This is a genomic window from Empedobacter sp. UBA7252 (assembly GCF_002472765.1).
Taxonomy (GTDB): domain Bacteria; phylum Bacteroidota; class Bacteroidia; order Flavobacteriales; family Weeksellaceae; genus Empedobacter; species Empedobacter falsenii_B.
Genome location: NZ_DKSQ01000008.1, coordinates 1 through 21,938, shown reverse-complemented (window position 1 = coordinate 21,938; position 21,938 = coordinate 1). Strand labels below are relative to the sequence as shown.

24 protein-coding genes are annotated in these 21,938 nt (G+C 30.7%); 16 read left to right on the top strand and 8 right to left on the bottom strand.

Annotated elements, in window-relative coordinates:
- Positions 1-166 precede the first annotated feature (166 nt).
- A complete protein-coding gene (locus B2X73_RS01975; RefSeq protein WP_219033585.1) occupies positions 167-565 on the bottom strand; it encodes a hypothetical protein in 399 nt (132 codons plus the stop codon).
- A gap of 41 nt (positions 566-606) precedes the next feature.
- On the opposite strand from B2X73_RS01975, the gene B2X73_RS01970 reads away from it, so the two are divergent.
- The 5 genes from B2X73_RS01970 (at position 607) to B2X73_RS01950 (ending at position 3,171) form a co-directional block, all read left to right on the top strand.
- On the top strand, positions 607-1,203 hold the full coding sequence (locus tag B2X73_RS01970; protein ID WP_219033584.1) for an NUDIX hydrolase: 597 nt from the start codon (positions 607-609) through the stop codon (positions 1,201-1,203).
- Between the two features lie 11 nt (positions 1,204-1,214).
- A complete protein-coding gene (locus B2X73_RS01965) occupies positions 1,215-1,781 on the top strand; it encodes a DUF4920 domain-containing protein (RefSeq protein ID WP_291048640.1) in 567 nt (188 codons plus the stop codon).
- A gap of 76 nt (positions 1,782-1,857) precedes the next feature.
- Positions 1,858-2,286, top strand: a complete 429-nt coding sequence (locus tag B2X73_RS01960; protein WP_291048637.1) for a hypothetical protein — start codon at positions 1,858-1,860, stop codon at positions 2,284-2,286.
- Between the two features lie 52 nt (positions 2,287-2,338).
- Positions 2,339-2,680: a hypothetical protein gene (locus B2X73_RS01955; protein ID WP_115001366.1), complete on the top strand. Its 342-nt coding sequence runs from the start codon at positions 2,339-2,341 to the stop codon at positions 2,678-2,680.
- A 107-nt stretch (positions 2,681-2,787) separates the two neighbouring features.
- Positions 2,788-3,171 (top strand): hypothetical protein, encoded by a 384-nt coding sequence (locus tag B2X73_RS01950; protein WP_115001364.1) that lies wholly within the window; start codon positions 2,788-2,790, stop codon positions 3,169-3,171.
- Between the two features lie 49 nt (positions 3,172-3,220).
- Here B2X73_RS01950 and B2X73_RS01945 read toward each other — a convergent pair whose 3' ends face one another.
- The gene (locus B2X73_RS01945; RefSeq protein ID WP_180904946.1) at positions 3,221-3,823 is read right to left on the bottom strand and encodes a hypothetical protein; all 603 of its coding nucleotides are present in this window, start codon (positions 3,821-3,823) and stop codon (positions 3,221-3,223) included.
- A gap of 4 nt (positions 3,824-3,827) precedes the next feature.
- Positions 3,828-5,054 carry an exo-beta-N-acetylmuramidase NamZ family protein gene (locus tag B2X73_RS01940; protein WP_286494646.1) on the bottom strand — a complete coding sequence of 409 codons (1,227 nt, stop codon included), beginning with the start codon at positions 5,052-5,054 and terminating at the stop codon, positions 3,828-3,830.
- Between the two features lie 74 nt (positions 5,055-5,128).
- Between B2X73_RS01940 and B2X73_RS01935 the strand changes: the two genes are divergently transcribed.
- The 4 genes from B2X73_RS01935 to B2X73_RS01920 all read left to right on the top strand — a co-directional run bounded on the left by B2X73_RS01935 (position 5,129) and on the right by B2X73_RS01920 (position 9,448).
- Positions 5,129-6,358: an ABC transporter permease gene (locus B2X73_RS01935; protein WP_115001360.1), complete on the top strand. Its 1,230-nt coding sequence runs from the start codon at positions 5,129-5,131 to the stop codon at positions 6,356-6,358.
- A gap of 33 nt (positions 6,359-6,391) precedes the next feature.
- The gene (locus B2X73_RS01930; RefSeq protein ID WP_291095617.1) at positions 6,392-7,753 is read left to right on the top strand and encodes a pyridoxal-phosphate dependent enzyme; all 1,362 of its coding nucleotides are present in this window, start codon (positions 6,392-6,394) and stop codon (positions 7,751-7,753) included.
- A gap of 30 nt (positions 7,754-7,783) precedes the next feature.
- The gene (lptB, locus tag B2X73_RS01925) at positions 7,784-8,512 is read left to right on the top strand and encodes an LPS export ABC transporter ATP-binding protein (RefSeq protein WP_125348857.1); all 729 of its coding nucleotides are present in this window, start codon (positions 7,784-7,786) and stop codon (positions 8,510-8,512) included.
- A 234-nt stretch (positions 8,513-8,746) separates the two neighbouring features.
- Positions 8,747-9,448 (top strand): polysaccharide deacetylase family protein, encoded by a 702-nt coding sequence (locus B2X73_RS01920; protein ID WP_280045388.1) that lies wholly within the window; start codon positions 8,747-8,749, stop codon positions 9,446-9,448.
- Between the two features lie 31 nt (positions 9,449-9,479).
- On the opposite strand, the gene B2X73_RS01915 is transcribed toward B2X73_RS01920, so the two are convergent.
- Together B2X73_RS01915 and B2X73_RS01910 are read right to left on the bottom strand one after the other, a co-directional pair.
- The gene (locus B2X73_RS01915) at positions 9,480-9,719 is read right to left on the bottom strand and encodes a hypothetical protein (protein ID WP_038334521.1); all 240 of its coding nucleotides are present in this window, start codon (positions 9,717-9,719) and stop codon (positions 9,480-9,482) included.
- 127 nt (positions 9,720-9,846) lie between these two features.
- On the bottom strand, positions 9,847-10,365 hold the full coding sequence (locus B2X73_RS01910) for a nucleoside 2-deoxyribosyltransferase domain-containing protein (protein WP_180904942.1): 519 nt from the start codon (positions 10,363-10,365) through the stop codon (positions 9,847-9,849).
- A 148-nt stretch (positions 10,366-10,513) separates the two neighbouring features.
- On the opposite strand from B2X73_RS01910, the gene B2X73_RS01905 reads away from it, so the two are divergent.
- The gene (locus B2X73_RS01905; protein WP_221856011.1) at positions 10,514-11,107 is read left to right on the top strand and encodes a hypothetical protein; all 594 of its coding nucleotides are present in this window, start codon (positions 10,514-10,516) and stop codon (positions 11,105-11,107) included.
- Positions 11,108-11,180: 73 nt separating this feature from the next.
- Here the strand turns inward: B2X73_RS01905 and B2X73_RS01900 are convergent, their stop codons facing one another.
- Together B2X73_RS01900 and B2X73_RS01895 are read right to left on the bottom strand one after the other, a co-directional pair.
- Positions 11,181-11,624: a DUF4822 domain-containing protein gene (locus tag B2X73_RS01900; protein ID WP_291095615.1), complete on the bottom strand. Its 444-nt coding sequence runs from the start codon at positions 11,622-11,624 to the stop codon at positions 11,181-11,183.
- Positions 11,625-11,808: 184 nt separating this feature from the next.
- Positions 11,809-11,943 carry a 30S ribosomal protein THX gene (locus B2X73_RS01895; RefSeq protein ID WP_219033578.1) on the bottom strand — a complete coding sequence of 45 codons (135 nt, stop codon included), beginning with the start codon at positions 11,941-11,943 and terminating at the stop codon, positions 11,809-11,811.
- A gap of 153 nt (positions 11,944-12,096) precedes the next feature.
- On the opposite strand from B2X73_RS01895, the gene B2X73_RS01890 reads away from it, so the two are divergent.
- Genes B2X73_RS01890 through B2X73_RS01880 form a run of 3 tightly spaced genes read left to right on the top strand, consistent with a single transcriptional unit; the run spans position 12,097 to position 16,501 of the window.
- On the top strand, positions 12,097-12,252 hold the full coding sequence (locus B2X73_RS01890; RefSeq protein ID WP_185144078.1) for a hypothetical protein: 156 nt from the start codon (positions 12,097-12,099) through the stop codon (positions 12,250-12,252).
- Between the two features lie 2 nt (positions 12,253-12,254).
- A complete protein-coding gene (locus tag B2X73_RS01885) occupies positions 12,255-13,460 on the top strand; it encodes a metallophosphoesterase family protein (RefSeq protein WP_125348858.1) in 1,206 nt (401 codons plus the stop codon).
- Entirely contained in the window at positions 13,460-16,501 is a 3,042-nt protein-coding gene (locus tag B2X73_RS01880; RefSeq protein ID WP_286494643.1) for an AAA family ATPase, read from the top strand. The genes B2X73_RS01885 and B2X73_RS01880 overlap by 1 nt, the downstream gene beginning before the upstream one ends.
- Before the next feature lie 73 nt (positions 16,502-16,574).
- Here B2X73_RS01880 and B2X73_RS01875 read toward each other — a convergent pair whose 3' ends face one another.
- Complete coding sequence (locus B2X73_RS01875; protein WP_286494642.1) at positions 16,575-17,654, bottom strand: TerC family protein; 1,080 nt, start codon at positions 17,652-17,654, stop codon at positions 16,575-16,577.
- 111 nt (positions 17,655-17,765) lie between these two features.
- On the opposite strand from B2X73_RS01875, the gene B2X73_RS01870 reads away from it, so the two are divergent.
- The 3 genes from B2X73_RS01870 to bshA are packed head-to-tail and all read left to right on the top strand — an operon-like array spanning position 17,766 to position 21,807.
- Positions 17,766-19,514 carry a glycoside hydrolase family 3 protein gene (locus B2X73_RS01870; protein WP_260391930.1) on the top strand — a complete coding sequence of 583 codons (1,749 nt, stop codon included), beginning with the start codon at positions 17,766-17,768 and terminating at the stop codon, positions 19,512-19,514.
- Between the two features lie 2 nt (positions 19,515-19,516).
- Positions 19,517-20,647, top strand: coding sequence for a serine hydrolase domain-containing protein (locus B2X73_RS01865; protein ID WP_125348799.1), 1,131 nt, complete (start codon positions 19,517-19,519; stop codon positions 20,645-20,647).
- Positions 20,648-20,670: 23 nt separating this feature from the next.
- Positions 20,671-21,807: an N-acetyl-alpha-D-glucosaminyl L-malate synthase BshA gene (gene bshA / locus B2X73_RS01860; protein WP_125348800.1), complete on the top strand. Its 1,137-nt coding sequence runs from the start codon at positions 20,671-20,673 to the stop codon at positions 21,805-21,807.
- Positions 21,808-21,938: the final 131 nt, after the last annotated feature.

Below are 21,938 nucleotides of genomic sequence, written 5' to 3'. Positions count from 1 at the left end.
AAATGCACTACGGGTTATTTAGTGTAAAAGTAAAAAAGAGTAGGAGAATTATTTTTGAGTAAAAGTGTTTCATAAAAAATAATTTAGATAAAAAAACTGCTAAATAACTTTAAAATATAAAGTTTATTTAACAGTTTTAGAAATTTTATTTACCGAAAAAATGGTTTTACCCTATTTTTCCTAAATTTTCTGCAATAGTTTCAATGAAAGATGTCAATGGTTTTTTCGCCATCATTTCGATCATCATATTGAAATTTCCATCAAAATCTAACGAAACATCAGACGAATTCTCATCAACTGCATCAATAGAAATTGTCAAAGTATATTCAAAAGCAGGTGCCGGAGATTCGAAAACAATTTTCGATGGCTCAACTGTCTCTTTTAAACGCATTCCAACCTTTGGCAAAGCACCAACACCAACCGTAAATCCTTTTCCAGATTCATGAATTTCAAACGATTTTGTATCCTCTGGCATCAGTTGCTCATAATTCTTCATATCCAACAAAAAAGTGTATGCTTCTTGTTGATTTTTTGCAAAACGGACTTTATTTGTATTTACCTTCATATCCTTGTGAGTTTTTTATAAATTTGTAACAAATCGTTCAAATGTACAAAGTTTTTTTTAATGAAAGTTTGTTAACTTTCAGCAACCAATCTAATCCTGAAGCAAAAAATATTTTGTTTCAAAATGAAGCTCAATTTGATGAATCTTTTCATTTATTATCATCAAAAGCAGCCGCTTTAGTCAATATTTTTAGTGAAGATATTGATGTTGTTTGGACGAAATTCTTAAAATATTACAAACATATTCAAGCCGCGGGCGGAATTGTTCGTAATCCGCAAGACGATTATTTGTTCATTTTCAGACTTGGGAAATGGGATTTGCCAAAAGGTAAAATGGAGAAAGGAGAATCGAGAGAAGAATCTGCAATTCGCGAAATTGAAGAAGAATGTAGTTTGACAAATTTAGAGTTGAAACGATTTTTGATGCCTACTTTTCACATTTATTTTTTGAGAGAATATATTATCAAAGAAACATTTTGGTTCGAAGTTTTTTATGACGGTGTTGAATTGCCTTTGCCGCAAACTGAGGAAGGAATTGAATCGGTTGAATGGAAAAAAGAGAATGAAATTCCTCAATTATTAGAAAATTCATATCCAAATATAAAATTGTTAATGGACAATTATTTAAATTTGAACTAAATAAGACTCTTATGAAAAAATATATTTTAACTCTTTGTGCTTTAACTTGTTTTGTATTGACAACAAATGCACAAACAAAAAAAGAAACGAAGGCTAAAACTGAAAAAGCTTCGAAAGTTCAATCAAAAATTTTAGATAACGGAACGGCTAAAATAGACGATTTATACGCGTATCAAGTGTATGGAGAATCGTTTGATATCAAAAATACATTGACGAAAAGTGAACTTGGAAAGTTATACGATAACATGAAAAGTGGTGATTCTTTGGAAAATGTTCAGTTTGTTTCGACGATAGAATCTGTTTGCAAAAAGAAAGGTTGTTGGATGAAAGTTGATCTTGGAAAAGGCGAAGAACAATCGTTTGTGCGTTTCAAAGATTATGGATTTTTTATGCCTTTAGATGGTGAAAATGCGAATGTTGTCGTACACGGAAAAGCTTTTGTAAGTGAAATTTCTGTAGAGAAATTACGTCATTATGCAGAAGATGAAGGAAAATCGAAAGAAGAAATCGCAAAAATAACAAAACCTCAGTTGCAATATAATTTTGAAGCTGACGGAGTTTATTTGAAAGAAAACTAAGGTTTTTTAACTCAATAATTAATCAAAACCTTTCTATTTTTGGAAAGGTTTTTTTATGAAATCAATTCTATAAAATATGATAAACTTATTTCAAGCCAATCCAAATCAGTATTTTTCATTGATCGGAAAATCGATGAATGACGAATTGTTTCAATCATTTCAAACAGAATTTGAATCTGATATTTCAGAGCAAAATATTCCTCAAGGGAAAATTGTATTGTACAAGGAAAAAGGCATTTCTGTGAAAATTGTTGATGAAATGATTGTTTCGATTAAATTTTATCTTTCTCCAAATCCAATTTGTAAGGTTTATGAAGGTCAAAATATTTTTGATTTGAATAGAAATGTTGATGAAACTCAGATTCGTAAAAATAATGATTATCAAAGAATTATTAATAATGATCCAAATCGTTTGGCAAATGATTATAGTCGTCTAAACTGTTTATTTTCTTTTGATTCGATGACTGGAGAATTCTTAACTATTGAAATATTAAACGAATTATAAAATGTTTTTTGCTGAAAAATTTCATATATTTATCTTAAATAATAGACCTTAAATGAAAAAATATTTAAGCTTGTTCTTAATGTTATTAACGTTTGCAGTTTTTGCACAATTGAGAGCGAATAATACGGAGTCTTATTACTCGATGAAAGGAACTTTTAATTCGGATAAAAAAGAGATTATAAAGAAAACAATCGAGAAAGAATTTGGTGAAGGAATTTTGGAAGAATCTGGTTATATCTGGACTGGACGAGGAAGTTTTGAAATTATTTTGAATGATAATTCACTTAAAATGGAGATTCAAAAAAGTACAGATAATCAAGAAATTGTAGATAAAATTAAAAATCTTGGAGATAAAATTCTTGCGACAAAAAATATAAATAAATTTAATACTTAAAAACGAGCTACAATTATTTTGTAGCTCGTTTTGTGTTAACGCTTCGTTAACCGTTCATTAACCAATGCAAATTAATCTTTTTCAGAATTTTATAAAAAAATAAAAATATGAAAAAGACATTATTTATCGCAATAACTTTAATAGCTTTTGCTTGTAACGGACAAACAGCTAAATCACAATCAGTTAGCAAAAATTCAAGTTCAACAACTCATTCTAATGTTTCAGTTAGTGTGAGTGATAGCAACGAAGTATATTCATACTCAGCAATTTTTGATAAACCAAAGTCGGCAAATGCAATCAAAGAAATCGGAAAAGTATTTGGAAAACCAGTGACTGAAGGAAAAAATTACGTTTGGAGAGAAGGAGATTCCTTAGAAATAAAAGCAAGAGAAGGAAAAATTACAATTGAATTTGAAAAAGGTTCAACAAAATTATATGAAAAAGTAAAAGAATTAGGCGAATCTATTTCTGCTGTTGTAGGAGAAAAATAATCATTCTAAAACATATAAAACGGAAGTCAAATTTGGCTTCCGTTTTTAATTATTTTAATTCCCTATACTTAAAATCTTTTCCAAAAAAGTAATTCCATATTAAACTAATAAGAATGAAATTTGCTATTCCACGAATTGTTATAAATATCCCGAAATTACCAAAACGTTTGTATTTAATATGTGATAATTCTTCTTGATGATTAACTATATATTCGTACAAATAATAATCAAAAACTAACATTAAAAGGCTAAAAAGAACTAAAATGACATAATGAAAGAGCATAATGTCTTTAATTTTTTTTAGATTTTTATAGAATAATACAGCTCCAATAAAAGAAAAAAATACGCTTGAATGAAAAACAATTTCAGTTTTAGTATGAAGTTTTGGAACTTCATTATTCTCCTCAATGTCTTCAACTAAATTTGGTTCGAAAGAATTTTTCTTTTTTTCTTTTTCATGATAAATAATTTTAGATGAAATTAAATTTTTAATTCGAGTTGTTTCAATTTCAGAAAACTGAACATTTCGTTCATTTTTTAAAATTTCGAAAGCTATTTTTATTGCTTCAGGAACAAATCTAGAATCATCTTTGATATAAGAATTTAATTCATTTGTAGACAGCTTCTGAAGAACGCTTCTTTTAACTTGCATTAATTTAATCCTTATAAATCAAATATTTTGTTCTTATTTTCTTGAAAGCTTCCAAATCTTTTTGCCAAGTTGCTTTTATTTCTTCTTCTGATAAACCTGCTTCTATTTGTTTGCGCAATTCATCAGTTCCAGAAAGTTGATCAATCCACAACTTTTTACCATTCATCGTCCAAAAAGGTTGTTTCGTATTGTTTTTATACGCATTAATAAGCCATTTTAAATTGATGGCAGATTGATACGGAACATTCGATAAATCTTCACCGTAACAAACTTCATCTTTGAATTTTGGACTTGTTGCACCAGGTTTTGAAGTTGGCGTATATTGATAAGGCATATTTTTTAGGAATGGTGAACCATAAACTTGAAACTGAATATCTGTTCCACGACCTTCGTTGACGTTTGTTCCTTCAAACAAACATGTACTTGGATACAAATTGATCGCATGAGCATTTGGTAAATTTGGTGATGGTTTTACTGGTAAATTATACTTGGATTGATGGGTATAATTGATAAGTGGAATAATTTCCAAATCTGCTTTTACACCATTTGCTAGCCAACCTTCACCGTTTATCATTTGTGCATATTCGCCAATCGTCATTCCATAAACAATCGGAACATTGTGCATACCAACAAACGATTTATATTCATTTTTCATCACTGGTCCGTCTACATAATGTCCGTTCGGATTTGGTCTGTCCAATACAATTACTTTTTTACCATTCTCAGCTGCAGCCTCCATTACATAATGCAAAGTGGAAATATAAGTATAGAAACGAGCACCAACATCTTGCATGTCAAAAATCAAAACATCAACATCCGAAATTTGATTTGCTTTTGGTTTTTTATTGTCGCCATAAAGCGAAACAATCGGCAAGCCTGTTTTAGAATCAACACCAGATTTTACTTTCGCTCCAGCATCAGCATCACCACGAAAACCATGTTCAGGAGAATATAATTTTATAACATTTATGTTGTTTTTTAACAACAAATCAACTGTATGCATCGTTGTTCCATTAATTGTAGCAATTCCTGTTTGATTTGAAATTAAACCAACTTTTTTACCTTTTAGTTTCGAAAGATATTGCGTTGTATTTTCTGCTCCAACAAGAATAGTTGAATGATTATCTATCGTTTTTGATGTATTATTTTGAGCTAAAATTGGAGTAGAAAAGCCGAAAAAAATAACTGAACTAAGTAAACCAATTGATGTATATTTGACAAAGTTTTTCATTTCGTTTTGAATCATTTGAATTTAGACGAATTTAAAGCCTAAAGTTAGTTTTAATCTTATAAAAAATATATAATTTGAGTTTTTCTTGGTGGTTTTCAAAAAAAATTGCGCTTGGTAAAAATACTAAAAATAACTTATCGAGTATTATTATTCGAGTAGGTCAAATTGCGGTAGCATTAGGGTTGATTGTTTCTTTGGTGACAATTTCGACTGGTGTTGGAGCAAGAATGGCAATCAAAGAAAAATTGGCCGATTTTAATGGTCATATTACGATTAGAAACTATAATAGTAATACGTCATTAAATTCCGATTCATTATCACTTCATCAAGCTTTTTATCCAAAGTTTAAATCGATTCCAGAAATAGAACATGTACAAGCAATTGCCAATAAAAGTGGTGTTATCCGAACGGATGAAAACTTTAGTGGTGTGGTGTTCAAAGGAGTTGGAACAGATTATGATTCGGTTCGTTTCGAAAAATTTATGGTAAAAGGACATTTTCCTCGAATCAATAAAGATTCGATAATGGATGAGGTTTTATTATCTAAAAAGATTGCGGACGAAATGAAATTGGATGTTGATAGTTCGTTTGTGATGTATTTTATTCAAGAAGATACAAAGCCTATTTATCGTCGATTTACCATTTCTGGATTGTTCAAAACTGATATCAAAAATTTTGACGATCAAATTATGTTTGGTGATATCAAGCATGTGCAACGCCTTAATCGTTGGGATTCGACAACTGTTGGTGGTTTCGAACTATTTGTAAATGATGTCGAAAATATTGATCCAGTTGCAAAGCGTGTGCAAGAAAATATTCCATATAATTTGTATGCAGAATCAGCAACAGCATCTTTTGCTCAGATTAATGATTGGATTTCGATTTTCGACAAAAATATTGTCATTATTCTTTTTATCATGCTTTTTGTGGTGGTGATTAATATGGTGATGGTTTTATTGATATTAATTTTAGAACGAACACATTCAATCGGAATTTTAAAAGCATTTGGTGCGACAAATTGGCGAATCCGAAAATTATTCATCAATTACGCATTATTTATCATGTTACCAGGATTAATTGCTGGAAATGTAATTGGACTTGGATTATTATTCATTCAGAAATATTTCGGAATTATAAAACTTCCAGCAGAAAACTATTATTTATCAACAGCTCCAGTCTATTTAGACTTTGGCACAATTGTTTTATTAAATGCAGGAGCGTTATTAGTTTGTGCAATTGTATTACTTTTGCCTTCGTATATGATATCTAAAATTACACCTGCAAAAGCTATTAATTTTAGATAAAATTTAATGTTTTAATTTAAAAGTTAGAAAAAAATGAAATTCGCAAACAATATATTAGAAACGATTGGGAATACACCTTTGGTTAAAATTAATAAGATTACAAAGGATTTACCATGTACAGTTTTAGCAAAAGTTGAATATTTTAACCCTGGTCATTCTTGTAAAGATCGTATGGCGTTAAAAATGGTTGAAGATGCCGAAAAAGATGGTCGTTTAGTTCCAGGAGGTACAATTATCGAAGGTACTTCTGGTAACACAGGAATGGGATTGGCTTTGGCTGCTGTGATCAAAGGTTACAAATTAATTTGTGTGATTACAGACAAACAATCGAAAGAGAAAATGGATATTTTGCGCGCTGTTGGTGCAAAAGTTGTGGTTTGTCCTACGGATGTTGAGCCAGATGATCCACGTTCTTATTATTCAGTTTCTAAACGTTTGGCTCAAGAAACACCGAATGGTTGGTATGTCAATCAGTATGATAATCCATCAAATGCAATTGCGAATTATGAGCAAACTGGACCAGAAATTTGGGAACAAACAGAAGGAAAAGTAACGCATTTTATTGTTGGTGTTGGAACTGGAGGAACAATTTCAGGAGTTGGGAAATACTTGAAAGAAAAAAATCCTAATATTAAAATTTGGGGAGTTGATACGTATGGATCAGTTTTCAAAAAATATAAAGAAACAGGAATCTTCGACGAAAATGAAGTGTATTCTTATGTAACAGAAGGAATTGGTGAAGATATTTTACCAGAAAACGTAGATTTTGATATTATTGATGGATTTACAAAAGTGACTGATAAAGATGCAGCGGTTTATACGCGTCGTTTAGCTTTAGAAGAAGGTTTGTTTGTTGGAATGTCTTCGGGATCAGCGATCAAAGGATTGTTGCAAATGAAGGACGAATTCGGACCAGATGATGTTGTAGTAGTTTTATTCCACGATTCAGGTTCTCGTTATGTAGGAAAAATCTTTAACGATGATTGGATGCGTGACAGAGGATATTTGGACGAAGAAATCAAAACAGCTGTCGATTTAATCAAAGAACATGTTGATAAACCTTTGGTTACGGTTCGTACAGAGGAATTGGCTTCTCATGCAATTGATCGTATGCGTCGTTTCAAAATTTCTCAAATTCCAGTAATGGACGTGAATGGAATTGTTGGTTCTTTGGATGAATCAGATTTGTTTCAAGCATTTTTAGAAGATAGAAATGTTGCTGAAAAACCTGTTCACGAAATAATGGAAAAACCATATCCAGTCGTAAAAGCAGGAACATCTATCGAAGAAGTTTCGAAGTTAATTACAAAGGATAATCAAGCTGTTTTAATAGAATTAGAAAACGGAAAATATCATATCATCACAAAATATGATATTATTAACTCGATTAAATAACAAAAATCCTATCTTTGAAGCGATATGGGAATTGTATTAAAAGGTCAGAATTTAGTAAAAGATTACGGTAAAAAACATGTCGTAAAAAATGTGTCTTTTCAAGTAGAACAAGGAGAAATTATTGGATTATTAGGACCAAATGGTGCTGGTAAAACGACTTCTTTCTACATGATTGTTGGTTTGGTAAAGGCTACGCAAGGAAAAGTTTTTTTGGATAAACAAGATATCACAAACGATGCGATGTACAAACGCGCGCAAAAAGGTATTGGATATTTGGCGCAAGAAGCCTCTGTTTTTCGTAAACTTTCTGTAGAAGATAATATCAAATCAGTTTTACAATTCACGAAACATTCCAAAAAAGAGCAACAAATGCGCACAGATGCTTTGATTGAAGAGTTCTCGTTAGAGCATGTTCGTAAAAATCGTGGTGATTTACTTTCTGGAGGTGAGCGTCGTCGTTGCGAAATAGCACGTTGTTTGGCAACAGAACCTAATTTTATTTTATTAGATGAGCCTTTTGCTGGAGTTGACCCTATTGCGGTTGAGGATATTCAGAAAATTGTACGTTCGTTAAAAGATAAAAATATCGGAATCTTAATTACCGATCATAATGTATCGCAAACGCTTGCAATTACCGATAAAACATATATTATGTTCGAAGGTAAAATCTTGAAAGAAGGTTCGCCAGAAGAATTAGCAAATGATGAAGATGTTCGTCGCGTTTATCTAGGTGAAAACTTTATGTATCAGCAGATATAAATTACAATATAGTATTTTCTAAACCACTCAATTTTGAGTGGTTTTTTTTTAAAACTTCAAAATCATCTAAAATTAAAATTTGCTTAATTTTAAAAATTTCTGATTTTAATAGTTGCTTTTTCGATATATTTAACTACTAAAACTTACTGATAAAGAATGCTAAAACTCAACTATTATTTTGTTTGTCTGATTTCAATTTTTGTGTTGAATAGCTGTACACACGAATAAGATGCGATAAAAGAAACAAAAAAATCTACAAATAGAGGAGGAGTGGTGCTTACATTTGATGATGATTATGTGGACGAATGGTTCAATGCGAATTTAAAATTGAAACAATACAATTGGAAAGGAACGTTTTATGTAACGCATTTTGATAAGCTTTCGGAGAGTCAAATTCGTGAGTTAACTTATCTGCAACAAAACGGAAATGAGATTGCTGCGGATGGTTTAATTCATGTATATACAACAAAGTATATAAAAGAATTTGGAGGAAAAGAATTTATTGAAAAAGAAATCGCTCCAATGCTAAGTTTGATGAAAAACAAAGGTTTTGATGTAACCGATTTTTCTTATCCTTATGGCGATCGAAGTGTAGAATCGGGTCAATTACTTTTCAATCATTTTAAAACCTTAAGAGGAACAACTTATGGAAACGAAGCGCCTAATTTTCAGAACTGTTATTATCAAAATAAACCGTTATTTTTTGGTTTAGGAATCGATAATAGTTACGAGCATTTTAATGTGCCTTATTATATTTCGTTGTTGCAATATGCAAAGGATAACAATAAGATAGTCATTTTTTACGCGCATAAAACAGTTGCAAAAGCAATTAATAATTATGAAACTGAATTTAAAACCTTAGAAGAGATTTGCAAGTTTGTGAAGAATAATGATATGAAGTTTTATACAGTTAATGACTTACAAAAATTGAAATAAAAAAATGCTCAAATTCTTGAGCATTTTTCGTTTATTCTATAAAAAGTAAATCTCCTTTTTGATTAACAGCCTCTTTGAAATAAAGATAAACATCTTGTATATCAAAACGTCTAAAATTGATAGCGTTAGAAATATTTTGTTCAGGAAGTTGATAAATCATTTCAAAATTTAACATGCTACCAAAACCAGAACTCTCGATTTTTTCGACCAAAATTCCTAAAGATTCTAATCGTTCAATCAACCGATTAATTTCCAAATCATTATGTTTCATAATCTGTAAAACTTACTATTAAAGCGGTTTCAAAGCTAAAACATAAATTTTTAAAATAAGATTTTGAGAAATAAAATTATATGTTAAACCTTTCGATTCAAAACTTAATTCTCTCTCTTATAATTAATTATTTTAGAATATTTTTTAAATAATCTAACACATTTTCTATCGAATCAAATTGTTTTACACCATATTTTTCTGCCGTAATATCAACATTTCCTTTTCGCCAAAAACCATCTGGACAAATCACCAAAAGTTTTCCACTTTTTGCATACAATCCCATTTCTAACAAACTAATCGGACTTTTAGAATCTTTTCCAAAAAACATAATAATATAGTCTGCATTTTCTAATGCATTCAACTCCCATTCCACTTGTTTGCGAAATTCGGGCTCTTCTTTCACAGGCTTCCAAGCGGTATTCCAATCATCACGACGAGGATTTAGCAAGATGACTTTTTCATTTTTCAATTCTTTTGAAACCTTCGCTTGCCAATCTTCAGAATTTCTCATATCAATTGTTCCGCCCAAAAATATCTTTGTACGTTGATCATTTTTAGGAAGTTTATTCGGCGATTTTATTTCAAGAGATTGAGCAAAAATTGTAGTATTCAATAATAGAAATAAGGCAAATAAAATTGCTTTCATGTTGTTTTTGTTTCTGTAAATATAATGAGGTTGTTGATTTTGTATTTAATGACTTTTGTTAGAATTGGCTTGAAACAAAGAATATTTAACATAGATTTTATACTTTTTGAATAGATTTGAGGTTGTTTAGTATAAATAATAATCATACATGAAAAAGTTATTACCTTTTTTTGCTGCTTTTGTAATCTTTTCTTGTCAAGAAGACGAAGTGACAACTCCAGTCAAAGAACAGCCTACGAATCCTCAACCAACGGAAACTGAAATTTTCAAATTCGATAAAAATGTTTCAATTTTAGATGCATACTATTACAAAGGAATAAACGGAAAAGATTATCCGGTAGAAGCAGAAGCTTTTTTCAAGAAAACGTGGACGCTTTACGAAGATCCTTCTGTCAAATCTATTGAATTGAAAAAAGATTCGATTATAATCAATGAAGAATTGAAAACGTCTAAATTTAAATCAACTATAGAAGAAAATAATCTGTATGCTACTGACGGTTCAAGAAAAATATTGTTGGGTCGAATTGATAAAACAACAAATTCATTTTATTTGTTCAAACATTTTGAGTCTTATGCTGTTGTAGATCCTGAAAATGGAAGTTCTGCTTCTGGTAAAAGTTCTTCTTTTGGAAAAATTACAAAAGACAATATTTTTCCAAGAATTATAGATAAGCCTGAAAGTTTAAAACAAGAAGGAGCTTATGTTTTTTGGAATAATGTTGAATATAAATTTGTGAAATAATAACAAAAAAAGCTAAGTGTCAATTGACGCTTAGCTTTTTAAATTTAAATATTTGGATGATATTGATGTGACACTATTTTGTTGGCTCTTTGTGAGCTTTAGGCGTATGTACGATATAGAAATAAACAGATTTATCATCATTAGACGGATAAATTCTGTAAGTAAATTCTTGTTTTGTTAAAACTGTAATGTCAACAATTCGTGTAAACAAAACTTCTACTGCATCATTTTTAGCAACGATTGTTCTTGTTTTTCCTTCTTCAGAAACAGACCAATCTCCTTTCATTTTTGGCGTATCATCTAAATTGAACATAGTAAATGTATCATCTTTTTTGAAATAGGTATAACCTACAAAATTAGAAACATTAGTGTCTGTTAAGGCTACATTTTGTCCTTTATTGTTCAAAGCATTAGTTGTTTCCGAAGAAGTAAAGGATAAAATTTCGCTTGGCGTTAATTGCTCTGTAATTCCTGAATCATCATCATTGTTACAACTAAAAAGTGTTAATCCAACCAATAATACAAAAATGCTTGTTGTAATTCTTTTTAAAAATATTCATGTTTTATTTTTTGATAGCACAAATAAACTCAATATTTAATGGCTTAAATTGTAGATTTTATTCTCATCATTGGATAAATTATTGTTGAGTTGAATAAAATAAAAAAGCTGAAAATCAATCCTGATTTTCAGCTTCAAAAAATTACTTTTTAGCTTTTTTGGTTGGTTTTTCTTCAACAACATCTTCCTCATAATAATACTTATGTCTCGGACGTTTTACACCATAAGAGCCATTCACAATTTTTCCTCTTCTCGATTTTTTATCGCCTTTTCCCATTATAAATGTTTTAAAATTAATAAATTCGATTACTTTCTAGCCAAGTTAATAATTTCAATTTAGTTGGACAAAAGATTTACAATTCTTTATCATTTAATCTAACTTTGCGACATCATTTGGCGTGGAGAAAAATTAATTTTAAACCAAATAGAAATGAGTAGAAATACAGATGCAAATAAAAAAGCGCATAAGAAAAAGTTAGATCAAAAGAAACGTAAAGCGCAAGAAGCCGAAGCTGAACGCAAAGCTCGATTAAAAGCAATCAATCAACGATTTAATGATAAAAATAAACCAGAAACGGAAGAATAATGATAAAAATTCTACATACAGCCGATTGGCACTTGGGCAAAAAATTGGATAGTTTTTCGCGATTAGAAGAACAAATTTTAGTGATGAACGAGATTATCGAAATTGCAGATCAACAACAAGTCGATTTGGTACTTATTGCGGGCGATTTATTTGATAATTTTAATCCAAGTGTGGAAGCTGTAGAATTATTTTATAAAACATTAAAAAGACTTTCGAATAACGGAAAACGTCCTGTTGTAGCGATTTCTGGTAATCACGATTCTCCAAGTTTGATTGATGCGCCAGATCCGTTGGCACGCGAATGTGGAATTATTTTGATTGGTTATCCAAATGCAAAAATTCAGGAATTTGAATTAAATGATTTCAAAATTTTAAAATCTGTAGAAGGAATGATTGAATTGAAATTAAATTCTTTCGATTACCCGATTCGAATTATTCATACGCCTTATGCAAACGAAATTCGTTTGAAACAATATTTTGGAGAGAATAAAGAAGATGCATTGAATGAAGTTTTAGCGACAAATTGGAAAAATATTGCGGATGAATATTGTGACGAAAATGGTGTTAATTTATTGATAGCACATTTGTATATGAACCAAAAAGGTGCTGAAATTTTAGAGGAACCAGAAGGCGAAAAACCGATTAAAATTGGAAATGCAGATATGATTTTTTCCGAAGCTATTCCGCCTCAAATTCAATATACAGCGCTTGGACATTTGCATGGTTTTAAGAACATCGGAACAGAAGAAAAACCTGTTGTGTACAGCTCTTCGCCTTTGTGTTATAGTTTTTCCGAAGCTGGTCAAACCAAGTATGTTTCGGTAATAGAAGCAGAACCAAATAAAACTATTTCTTATCATAAAATTGAATTAAAGCATGGAAAACCGCTTATTCGAAAAACTTTTGATGATATAAATTTAGCTGTAGAATGGTTGAATGAAAATCAAAATGCGTTGGTTGAATTGATTTTAGAAAGTGATTCTTTTTTGAAAGCTGATGAACGAAAATTGATTTATCAATCACATGATGGAATTATTCATTTGATTCCGAAAGTTAAAAATCAAGAGGTTGAAATGGTTGAGTATAAGTTTGCAGATCAAACAAAAGATATGAAGGAATTGTTTGCAGATTATTTCAAATCGAAAAATGGAAATCAAGAACCAAACGACGAAATAAAGGATTTGTTTAACGAAATTTTGAATTCATAATGATTCCAGTAAAATTAACCATAGAAGGACTTTATTCGTATCAAGAACGTCAAACAATTGACTTTTCTGAATTAACAGAAGCAGGATTATTTGGAATTTTCGGGAATGTAGGTTCCGGAAAATCGTCAATTTTGGAAGCGATTATGTACGTTTTGTATGGCGAAACAGAACGTCTAAATTCCAAAGATAAGCGTGCTTACAATATGATGAATTTGAAATCGAATTTGGCATATATCGAGTTTGATTTCTATAATTTTGAACAAAAATTATTCAGAGCAACACGTGAATTTAAAAGAAATTCGAAACGTTTTGAAGATGTAAAATCGCCAATAGTTGTTTTTTATGAACAAAAAGACAATGAATGGATTCCGCTTAATCATTCGAAAGCAGAAGAAATAATTGGGTTGAGTTACGAAAATTTCAAACGAACAATTATTATTCCGCAAGGGCAATTCAAGGAATTTATTGAGTTGGGTGCAAAAGATCGAACACAAATGATGAAGGAAATTTTTGGACTTCATCGTTATGATTTACAAGATAAAGTTGCAGCTTTAAATTCTCAAAACTTAACGAATTTGAATCAACTAGAAGGGAAATTATCTGGATTTGAAGAAGTTTCGGAAGAAAAAATAAAAGAGCTTGAAGAAAATTTGATTGAGCAAACAAAAGTTACCAATCAAGTTCAAGAAGAATATAATCAAATGAATGAATCATTTCAACGTTTAAAAGCGTTGAAATCAGATTTTGAGACTTTAAAACAAAAGAAAATTGATTTTGAAAAAGTTTCAGTTCAGAAAAATGAAATGGATCAACGAAAACTTGAAATTGAGCGCTATGAATTGATTTTTAATGCGTTTTCTCAACTTTTAGAAAATCATAAAAAACTTTCAAATCAGATTGAAGAAAAGTCAATTTCAGTTGAAAATCAACAAAAACAACTGACTTTAATCGAGAATCAAATCAAAGAAATTTCGAACCAAATTGAAGCGATTAAAACTGATTATGAAACTTTACCAATAAAACGAAAAGAAGAAACAGATTTAGAATTAATAGTTCAAATTTTAACTTTTTCAGAGGAGATAGAAAAGTTAAAAGTAAGAACAGCAAAAGGTTTGAAAGAAGTTGAAGAGGTTCAGAAAAATGAACAGAAAATTGAAGCTTCAATCAAATTATCTGAAAAAGAAGTCAAAACTTTAGCTGAGTCAAAAATAGATGCGCAAACATTGATGGAGGTTGGAAATTGGTTTGTTCAGAATCAAAATTTGCAACAATCTATTCAGAAACAACAAACTAAAATAGATGAGCAAAAGCAACAAATTAATGTTTTCGAAGCTCAATTCAAAACAGATAATATTGAAATTTCAAGTTTTGAAAATTGGTTTAGTTCTGAATTTGAAAAGCTTGAATCAACTAAAAAATCAATTGAAAAACAGAAAAATGAATTAGAAGTTCAGCAAAAGTTGGTTCATTTTGCACATAATTTACACGAAGGTGAATCTTGTCCGCTTTGTGGCGCTTTAGAGCATCCGAATATTGTTGAAATTGATGATATTTCCACGAAATTTGAAGTTGTAAATAATGAATTAAATCAAATTGATGAAAAGTTAAAATCGCTTCAGAAAAAACAAAATGAAGTTCAGAAAATGATTGATCAAAAACAGTTTATTGAAAAACAAATTGCACAAGAAAATCAAGTTTTGAATGATCTGAAAATTGAACAAGAAAATCATCTGAATTTGTTTGTTTGGAAAGATTTTGATTCGAAAAATGTTGAATTATTTGAAGAAAAAAAGAAAGCAGCTGTTGCTTTGGACAAAACAATTTCGGATAAAAATAAAGAGATTGAAACTTTTCGTGAAACTTTAGAGAAAGAACGTGAATCTGTTGAAAAATATAAAAATGCTTTAGAAAAATTTAGATTAGAAGAAGCTGAAAAAGCTTCTCAAATCAAGCAAAATCAAGCAAATTTGAAAGTCTTGAAATTTGAAGATTTTCAAAATCAAACAACAGAAAATGTGCTTCAAAATTTGAATGATTTAAAGTTAAATAATACAAAAATTGAACAAGATTATATTCAATTTACAGAAAGTTTAAATCAATTGAATCCAAAATTAGCTTCTCAAAAAACTTCAATTGAATTAGTTGAAAAACAACTTATTGAGTTAAAAGAAGAGTTGGCTATTAATCAAAATCAAATAGAAAAAGCATTAGAAAAATATCAAATACAAAACATTGAAGAGGTTCAATTTGTTTTAAATCAGAAATTTAATGTTTCTCAAATCAGAAAAGAGTTGGAAGATTTTCGAATTTTGTATGAAACGTTGAAAAATTTAATTCATGAATTAGAGCAAAAATTATCGGAAGTTTCTTTTGATGAAACGATTTATAAAATACAAGAAGAAAAATTGATTTTTGTGACAAGTCAATTGAAAGAAGCTACTGAAGTTGTAACTAAAATAAAAGCTGAAATTGAGCGATTGAATAAATCTTTTGTAGAAAAGAAAGATTTGTTAATTGAATTGGAAAAGTTGAAAAAGCGTGCGGCTAATTTACAAACGATGCGAAATTTGTTTAATTCAGCAGGATTTGTGCAATATGTTTCGTTAATTTATTTGAAACAATTATGTGATAACGCAAATGTGAGATTTCATCGAATGACGAGAAATCAATTAAGTTTACAAATGAATGACAACAATGATTTTGAGATTATAGATTATTTGAACGAAGGTCGTTCACGTAGTGTGAAAACGCTTTCTGGGGGACAATCTTTCCAAGTTTCTTTGAGTTTGGCTTTGGCTTTGGCAGAAAGTGTGCAAACAAATGCGAAGTCGGAAAAGAACTTCTTCTTTATTGATGAAGGTTTTGGAACGCAAGACGCAGATGCGGTAAATATCGTGTTTGAAACGTTGATGAGTTTACAAAAAGAAAACCGAATTGTCGGAATTATTTCTCACGTAGACGAATTAAAAGATCGAATTCCAGTTGCTTTGCAAATCACAAAAGATGAAGAAAGAGGTAGTTTGATAGAAGTTGTTTCGTAAGGTATAATGATTATAAAATAAACCCCAAGATTGAATTTAATCTTGGGGTTTATCATTATATGAAGATAATAATCTATTCCTTAACCTCTGATTTATTCGAAATTAACGACCAAATAATTGTTATTAATAAAACTCCACCAATTATTGACAATGAAATAGTCGATTCGAAATGATAGAATGGCATAATAATCATTTTAATTCCGATAAAACTTAAAATAATCGCTAAGCCGTAATGTAGTTTATTGAATTTATCCATTGAATTTGCCAACAAGAAATATAATGAACGAAGTCCTAAAATTGCAAAAATATTAGATGAATATAGAATAAAAGGATCGTCTGGAGCAACAGCGAATATAGCAGGAATACTATCTACAGCGAAAACCAAATCAGTTACTTCAATTACCATTAAAGCGACGAAAAGTGGTGTTGCCATTTTAATTCCGTTTTGAACAGAAAAGAATTTATCTCCATCAAAATTCGGTGTAACTTTAAAGAATTTGTGTACCAATTTAACACCAAAATTTTGTGATAAATCTTGATTTTCATCATCATCACTTGATTTCCAAGATTTGATTCCGGCGACAATTAAGAAGAAACCAAACAGTGTTAAAACGACATTTGGACGGAAGAATTGTTTTGCTTCAAAATTTGCATGAGTTGCTTCATCACCAAGATTAAAGTGCCAATCTCCAATAGAAAAAGATGGTAAATAAGTCATTTTAATTAATTCAACACCTGCAAAAATAAAGATTGCTCTAAAAAGAAGAGCACCTAAAATTCCCCAAAAAAGGACTTTATGTTGATATTCTTTTGGAATTTTAAAGAATCCAAAAACGAGTATGAAGACGAATAAATTATCTACGGATAAGGCTTTTTCTATCCAATACGCCGCCTGGAATTGCGAAAATTTATTGATGGCAAATGCATGTCCATCTGCTTCTTTAAAAACGAAATAAATCACTCCACTAAAAATCATCGCCAAGGAAATCCAAACGATAGTCCAAGTAAGCGCTTCTTTGTTCGAAACCGCGTGTGCATTTTTATTAAAAACACCTAAATCAAGTAGTAACATAATAATTACTGCAACTCCAAAAACAGTTATTAGTCCAGGATGATTCAACATGCTATCCTGTACAACACTGAAAATACTCATATAAATTTATTTAATTTGACAATTTACTATAAATTTACCAATCCTAACTTGATTGGCCTTTAAAAAATGTTTCTAAAAAAGAAAAAACAAGCAAAATTAATTTATTCCGGAATGAAAAGAGTAATCGCATACGTATTCTTAACAATTATTTTACCTATAGCTTCGAAAGCGCAACACGTTTCGCCATTGTACAAAGATTCTATTCAGATGAAATGGGTGAATGAGAAGTATAATTCAATGTCATTGGAAGAAAAAGTAGGTCAGTTATTTATCGTTGCAGCCTATACAAATAGAGATGTGGTGCATGAAAATGATATTCAAAAATTAATTGAAGAAGAACATATCGGAGGATTAATTTTTATGCAAGATCAAGCGGCTCATCAAATTGAGTTGACAAATAAATTTCAATCTATTTCTAAAATTCCATTGTTAATTGGAATGGATGCAGAATGGGGATTGGCAATGCGTTTGAAAGGAGTGGAGCGTTTTCCTTGGAATATGACGCTTGGTGCTCTACGCAATAATAAGTTGGTGTATCAAGTTGGAAAACAAATTGGTATACAAGCGAACAGAATGGGTGTTCAGTTTAATTTTTCACCTTCAGTTGATGTCAATGTTAATCCAAATAACCCAATTATCGGGAATCGTTCTTTTGGTTCAAATCCAGATCGAGTTGCAGAAAAAGGAATTGCTTATATGGATGGAATGCGTGCGCAAAACGTATTATCGTCTGCAAAACATTTTCCTGGACATGGAAATACAGATCAAGATTCGCACAAAGTTTTGCCGTTGATTCCAGATAATAAAGCAGATTTAGAGAAATATCACATTGCACCTTTCAAGAAAATGATTGATGAAGGTGTACAGTCAATTATGGTGGCGCATCTAAATGTTCCAGCTTTAGAACCAGATCCAAAAATACCTTCAACTTTATCTAAAAATATTATTACAGATTATTTGAAAGGAGAATTACAATTCAAAGGAATTGTGATTACAGATGCGTTGAATATGGATGGTGTAGCAAAAATGTTTCCTGCTGGTGATGTAGATTATAGAGCATTTGTAGCGGGAAATGATATTTTATTGTTTTCGCAAAATGTACACGTTGGGAAACAAAAAATTATTGATGCAATAAATAAAGGTCAGATTTCTGAAGCACGTTTAGAAGAAAGTGTGAAGAAAATTTTGATGGCAAAATATATTACAGGTTTAAATGAAATAAAAACTTTAAATTCTGCAAATGTTTTAGAAGATTTAAATTCTCCTGAAAATTTAGCGTTAACAACTAAAATTTTTGAGAAAGCTTCGACAGTTGTAAAGAATGAACACAAACTTTTACCAATTAAAAAATTGAATCAAAAAATAGCTTTTGTTCCCCTTGAACAAACAGATTATGATCAATTTTTGAGACATTTACAAAAATATACAAATGTTGAGTTGGTGAAGATTTCAAATCCAAATCAGATCAATTTATTGAATGATTATGATGTGATTATTTCGGGAGCGTTTTTATCGAATGAAACGGTTTACAAACCATATAAATTGTCAGATAACTCGAAAGCAATTTTGAAAGCATTACCAAAAGATAAAAAGAAAATCTTCTCATTATTCACAAGTCCTTATGGTTTGAAAGATCTTGATTTATCAAATTTAGATGCGGTTACAGTTCATTATCAAAATACAAAAGATGCGCAAGCAGCTGCTGCGCAAGTTATTTTTGGAGCAATTGATGCAGATGGAACATTTCCGGTAGATATCAATCAAAACTTGAAAGAAGGGCAAGGAATTGTAACAAAACACATCAAACGTTTAGGATTTACTGCACCTGAAAATGTGAATTTAGGAAAAAAAAACTCTTAGAAATAGATAAACTTGCCGAAGAAGCAATTGCAAATCATTACACGCCTGGAATGCAAATTTTAGTCGCAAAAGACGGGAAAATCGTGTATGATAAAAGCTTTGGAACTCAAGATAAAAATTCTTTAAAAAAAGTGAAGTGGACAGATTTATATGATGTCGCTTCTGTAACAAAGGTGACGGCGACGTTGCCTTTGTTGATGCTGGAGGTAAACGAAGGAAAATTAAACCTTGAGCAAACAATTGGAGAAATTGATAATGATGCAAAAAACTCGAACAAATCTTCCTTAAAAGTTCGTGAAGTATTAGCGCATCAAGCTGGTCTTAAGCCATGGATTGGTTTTTACAATGAAACTGTCAATGTAAAAAATGCGCGATTATATTTAGATTTCTATTCGAGAAAGCAAGATGAGGAACATCAGATAAAAGTTACAGATAACATTTATATTATCAACTCTATTAAAGATACGATTTACGAAGATATTTATAAATCATCTTTAGGCCGTAAATCATACGAATACTCAGACTTAGGCTATTATATTTTCAAGAAGAAATTAGAAAAGGATTTTGGGAAAGATTTGAATCAATTGACACAAGAAAAATTTTATCAATCATTGGGAATGTATCGCACAACTTTTAATCCAAAAGAAAAATTTAGTTTAGAAGATATTATTCCAACCGAATACGACAAAACCTATAGAAATCAATTGGTACATGGTTTTGTACACGATCAAGGAGCTGCGATGATGGGCGGAATTGCTGGTCATGCTGGTTTATTCTCTAACTCGATTGATTTGGCAAAATTGATGCAAATGTATTTGAATGGTGGAGAATATGGCGATGAGGTTTATTTGAAGCCAGAGATAGTTGCGGAATTTACAAAACAACAATTCAAAGGAAATCATCGTGGAGCTGGTTTTGATAAAATGCAACATATTTCTAAAGTTGGCCCATCTGTCGAAAGTTTTGGTCATACAGGTTTTACTGGATCTATGGTTTGGGCTGATCCTAAATATAACATAGTGTATATTTTTCTTTCGAATCGTGTCAATGAAACCGTCGAACCAAATTATCTTTCCATTAAAAAAGTGAGAGAAAATATTCGACAAGTAATTTATGAAGCAATTTTACCTTAAATTTGTCTAAATTAAAATCGCGAATGAAAATAGGAATTGTATGCTATCCAACCTATGGAGGGAGTGGAATTGTGGCAACAGAACTGGGAATGGATTTAGCGGAAAAAGGTCATGAAGTACATTTTTTTAGCACAAATGTTCCTGCGAGATTAAACATCAAATTACCAAATATATACTTTCATCGAATTCATGTCGAAACGTATCCATTGTTTCAATATCAGCCATACGATTTGGCGTTGAGTACAATTTTGTATGATAAAGTTTTGCATTACGAATTAGATTTGGTTCATGTACATTATGCGATCCCGCATGCGTATGCGGCGTATTTTACGAAACAAATGTTGGCTCGAAAGGGGTATAAATTACCAATTGTAACAACGTTGCACGGAACAGATATTACGTTGGTAGGGAAACATCCTGTGTATAAAACGGCTGTTGAGTTTTCGATCAATGAATCGGATGCTGTAACGTCAGTTTCCGAAAGTTTGAAACAAGATACTTTACAAGCATTTGACATTACAAATGAAATAGAAGTAGTGCCAAATTTTATTGATAATGATCAATATTTGCCAGAGAAATGTGTGTGTTGTCGTGATAATTTTGCGCAACCAAAAGAGAAGGTAATTTTGCACACTTCAAACTTGAGAAAGGTAAAACGTATTGAAGATGTAATTGGAACGTTTAATTTGATCCAGAAACAAATTCCATCGAAATTGATTATTGCTGGAGAAGGTCCTGAATGGGATATGGCGGATCAAATGATTCAAGAATTTGGAATTCAAGATAAAGTGAAAAGTCTTGGAATGGTAAGTGACTTGAATGATGTTTTGAAAGCGGCAGATTTATTCCTTTTACCTTCCGAACAAGAAAGTTTTGGTTTGGCAGCACTTGAAGCTATGGCGGCAAGTGTTCCGGTTATTTCGTCCAATGCAGGCGGAATTCCAGAAGTAAATATTAACGGAGTCACTGGTTTTGTTTGCCCAGTAGGAGATATTGAAATGATGGCAGAAAAAGCGATTTATATTTTAGAGGACGAAAAGCGTTTGGCAGAGTTTAGTTATCAAGCAAAAGAACAAGCGATACGATTTGATAAAACGAATATTCTTCCGCAATATGAAGAATTGTATCGCAAAGTAATTGCAAAATCTAAAATCGGGTAAATCCCGATTTTTTTATTTAATAGGATTTTCTTCCTCCCATTTTTTCCATGACGTCTTATCGCCTTTTAACCATAAGATATATTGTTTTATTATTAAGCCAGAAATTGCGTCTGGATATCCCCCTGAATTTT